Origin of the sequence: Waltera acetigignens (assembly GCF_025567015.1) — a bacterium.
In the GTDB taxonomy this organism is placed as follows: domain Bacteria; phylum Bacillota; class Clostridia; order Lachnospirales; family Lachnospiraceae; genus Acetatifactor; species Acetatifactor acetigignens.
This window is the reverse complement of sequence record NZ_JAOQJO010000040.1, coordinates 1-3580: the sequence shown is the minus strand read 5'-3', so window position 1 is coordinate 3580 and position 3580 is coordinate 1. Positions and strand designations below refer to the sequence as shown.

Annotated in this window: 4 protein-coding genes; all 4 read left to right on the top strand. The window is 42.7% G+C overall.

Features of this window, described 5'->3' with window-relative positions:
• The first annotated feature begins 247 nt into the window (after positions 1 to 247).
• The 4 genes from OCV96_RS19290 to OCV96_RS19275 are packed head-to-tail and all read left to right on the top strand — an operon-like array spanning position 248 to position 3252.
• Positions 248 to 562, top strand: coding sequence for a relaxasome subunit MobC (locus tag OCV96_RS19290; RefSeq protein ID WP_015559870.1), 315 nt, complete (start codon positions 248 to 250; stop codon positions 560 to 562).
• A complete protein-coding gene (locus OCV96_RS19285; protein WP_015559871.1) occupies positions 562 to 867 on the top strand; it encodes a hypothetical protein in 306 nt (101 codons plus the stop codon). Before OCV96_RS19290 ends, OCV96_RS19285 begins: the two co-directional genes overlap by 1 nt.
• Positions 843 to 2564: a MobA/MobL family protein gene (locus OCV96_RS19280; RefSeq protein ID WP_262595214.1), complete on the top strand. Its 1722-nt coding sequence runs from the start codon at positions 843 to 845 to the stop codon at positions 2562 to 2564. The genes OCV96_RS19285 and OCV96_RS19280 overlap by 25 nt, the downstream gene beginning before the upstream one ends.
• Positions 2542 to 3252: a DUF6040 family protein gene (locus tag OCV96_RS19275; protein ID WP_014080632.1), complete on the top strand. Its 711-nt coding sequence runs from the start codon at positions 2542 to 2544 to the stop codon at positions 3250 to 3252. Before OCV96_RS19280 ends, OCV96_RS19275 begins: the two co-directional genes overlap by 23 nt.
• The last annotated feature ends 328 nt before the right edge of the window (positions 3253 to 3580 follow it).

The following is a 3580-nucleotide window of genomic DNA, read 5'->3' as shown; positions in this document are numbered from 1 at the left end:
GAAACCGCCAAAGGTTCTATCAGACCGAAGCCATGATATACCTACACGCAAGAGGATTATACCATGTGCTTCTCCTGATATGCAACCGGGAACTAATGTTTATCTTGTCGGAAAAACATCGACAAGATAATGCTCCGCAAGGATGCACCACGATTCTGATTGGAATTATGTCAACAGAGCTGACCAGAATCGTGTGTCAAATCTTAGCAGAGCAAGATTTGATTATAAGAGAAAGGATGAAGACGATATGGCGAAATCAACAAAGACTTATGAAGAAAGAATACGTGCATTAGAGAAAAAGGAACAGGAAAGCATCGAAGCTACAAAAAAGCTCATAGCACAGCGGAAGGAACTGGAAAAGAGAAAGAAAGCGGAAGAAAGTAAAAAACGAACCCACAGGCTCTGTCAGATTGGCGGTGCGGTGGAATCGGTTCTTGGCTGTCCGATTGAAGAGGAAGATTTACCAAAGCTGATAGGCTTCTTAAAAAGGCAGGAAACAAACGGAAAGTTTTTCTCAAAGGCGATGCAAAAAGAACCATTTACAGACATGGAGGAAGTGTGATGGCAGATGGAGTGGGTTTTCCATTCCCTTCATTGCTTTTGAATGAAGGGCGCACTTATGGACAACCAGAGGTCGTCCTTATAAGTTTGCCACAAGTGGCAACCGGTCTGCGCTTACGCTTGCCGGGCTCGTTCCGTCGGCGGGGCTTTCAGCCAGACCTGCTCATGCCGCAGGAGGCACTCTTGCGCAGAGGGCGTTTCGACAGCTTCACTCCTGCCAAACCAGAAGAAGATGCTGTCGGAAATCAATGCCGGATACGGCAGAAAGGGGGAATCGTATCATGGCGATATTTCACTTTACAGTAAAGATTGTCGGACGCAGTAAAGGAAAATCTGTCATATCCGCATCTGCATATCTTAACGGAGATGTAATGAAAAATGAGGAAACAGGCAGGATCAGCTACTACACTTCCAAAAAGGAAGTCGTCTACACCAGTCTGATGATGTGCGAAAATGCACCTCTGGAATGGCTGCAGGTATCGGAAGAAAATATAAAAAGGTTTCAACAGTCTATCCGTTATAAAAGGGCAGGCGATAAGGAAGCCGCACTGGAAAAGTTTAAAATCACATTTCAGAAACAGCGGTTATGGAATGAGGTATTGAAGATAGAAAAAAATGCAGATGCACAGCTTGGACGCTCATTTGAATTTTCCCTGCCGAAAGAATGGAGCAGACAGGAACAGATTGATTATACAACCGAATATATTCAAAAGACTTTCGTGGACGAGGGAATGTGTGCCGACTGGAGCATACACGATAAGGGCGACGGGAACCCACATGTGCATTTACTTGTAACCATGCGACCATTCAATCCAGACCACTCATGGGGCAACAAGGAAGTCAAGGACTGGGATTTTGTCAGAGATACTGACGGAAATATCGTGGTTGATGAATCCCACCCGGACTGGTGGCAGGATAAGAAAAATCCAGACCGTCATGGAATCCGTATTCCGGTACTTGATGAAAACGGAGTACAGAAAGTCGGGGCAAGAAACAGAAAACAATGGAAAAGGGTTCTGACTGACGCTACCGGCTGGAACAATCCAAAGAATTGTGAGTTATGGCGAAGCGAATGGGCAAAGATGTGTAACCGGCATTTATCCATAGACAATCTGATTGACCACCGCTCTTATGAAAGACAGGGCAAATTGAAAGTCCCTACGATTCATGAGGGTGCAGATGCAAGGAAGATTGAGGAAAAATATCTCACCGGGCAGATAAGGAAAGGTTCATGGAAGGTCGAGGAAAACCAGATGATAAAAAAACAAAATGCACTGCTGCAAAAGGTAATTGCAACCTTTGGTAAGGTATCCGGTGCATTGTCGATGTGGAGGGAGTGGTTGAATGACATTAGAAGAAAGCAAAGAAGTAATTCCCATGATGGAAGCAATGATTACACAGATAGAGGAACAGCAGAATATCATGGCAGAGATGCTTCAGGAGATACAGGAAAAGGACGAGAAGCTGATGTGCTTTCAGGAGCAGGAAGAACGATTGCAGCAATTAGAGAAAGAATTGTCAGAGCTGCTACAAATCTTACCGGATACAGAAGAACTGTTGATGCTTCTGGAAGAAAAGACAGACCAGATACAGAAACTCACAGACGAAAATCAGCAATGGCAGGAATTGGCACAGAAATTAAACAGCGAGAACCGGCTATTGCAGAAACAGAACAGCGAATTACTGAACTTGAACAGCAATTAGAGAAAGGAAGGTTGATTGATGAACGAATTAAGAAACTCAAAGAGCGACGCCCAACTGGAAGAGTTGCTTCTGCTGACAGAGCAGATGCAGGAAGAACTCGACCAGAAAGACCGGACTATCAGGGAACTGAAAGTGCAGCTCGACGAATCGCTGACCTTGAACGAGAAGTTAAACAGCGAGAACAAAACAGAGAACATTCAAGCCTTAAAGAACGACTTGAGGAAAACAAAAGAATTGTTGCAGAGCGAGAAAGAGAAAACACACACCGTCCAAGCCATGATAGAGGAATGTCGAGATAAGCAGAGACAGGCAGAACAGGAACGGGATTATGCACTCTCCCATCAGAAAAAAGTAGAGATACCGGTTGAAAAGCCGGTACTCTATCAAAAGTGCGGGAATTGTAAACAGACAGCTTATCTGAAAGCTAAGGAAAAGTATGATATGCAGAGGGAAAAACTGGCAGGCAGATATAAAACAAAAACAGCCATGTATGAAGCATTGATGTTTCTGCTGATATGGTATTCCGTATCAACTACTCTTTTTCAGATGATACGGTCAAAAATATTTATTTCTGATTGCGTGGTATTCTTTGATACAATCGCAACTTTCACACAGACCATTGCTGGCTGGGTTGTACTGGCAGGAAAGAACGTGGCACAGATTAGTGATGGAATATCCAATCCTGTCGTTGCTGGAATTATAAACTGGCTGATAAGAATATTGATTTGCGGTGGATGTCTGGTGGGTGTGGGAATACTTTTGGCATTCATCGAAATAAAGATTGCAGGGCTATATAAGAAATACTGTTGGGATATGATTACCATAATGGTGATACTTGTAAGTATGGCAATAGCTATCTACTTTGGGGATTGGATAAAGGAAGTATTGCCAATCAATCTGCTATTTCTCTTATTATTCGTGCAACTGGTATATGTTGGAATCAGGTGGTATGTAAAGGGATGGCGGGAAAACAGAGGTTATGTTTAAAAATAAAAAAATTGTCTGAGACGCAGCGAAGTAAATAAAATGAGTAGTATTATAAGAAGTCAGCAGTGCGTGAATAAACTGCTGGCTTCTTTTTTGATAGATACAGTCACTCTCAGAGAGTGTGCAGGATAGTAAAGTAATAATATCAACATGCCGATATAGAAAATGCAGGGAAGCATTGTATTTCAAAGAGTTTGAGATACAGAGCTTCTACTAAGGCAGTGGTCATCTTGTAAAAATATGGTCTTTGTGTGCGTAATATGGTCGTTTGATGATATGGGACTAGGAGAACAGGTTATTTTATCCGATAAAGAAAGCAAAGGAGGTT

Coding starts and splice junctions, on each gene's coding strand:
- OCV96_RS19275 (WP_014080632.1), top strand. CDS start 2,542: ATGATAGAGGAATGTCGAGATAAGCAGAGACAGGCAGAACAGGAACGG.
- OCV96_RS19280 (WP_262595214.1), top strand. CDS start 843: ATGGCGATATTTCACTTTACAGTAAAGATTGTCGGACGCAGTAAAGGA.
- OCV96_RS19285 (WP_015559871.1), top strand. CDS start 562: ATGGCAGATGGAGTGGGTTTTCCATTCCCTTCATTGCTTTTGAATGAA.
- OCV96_RS19290 (WP_015559870.1), top strand. CDS start 248: ATGGCGAAATCAACAAAGACTTATGAAGAAAGAATACGTGCATTAGAG.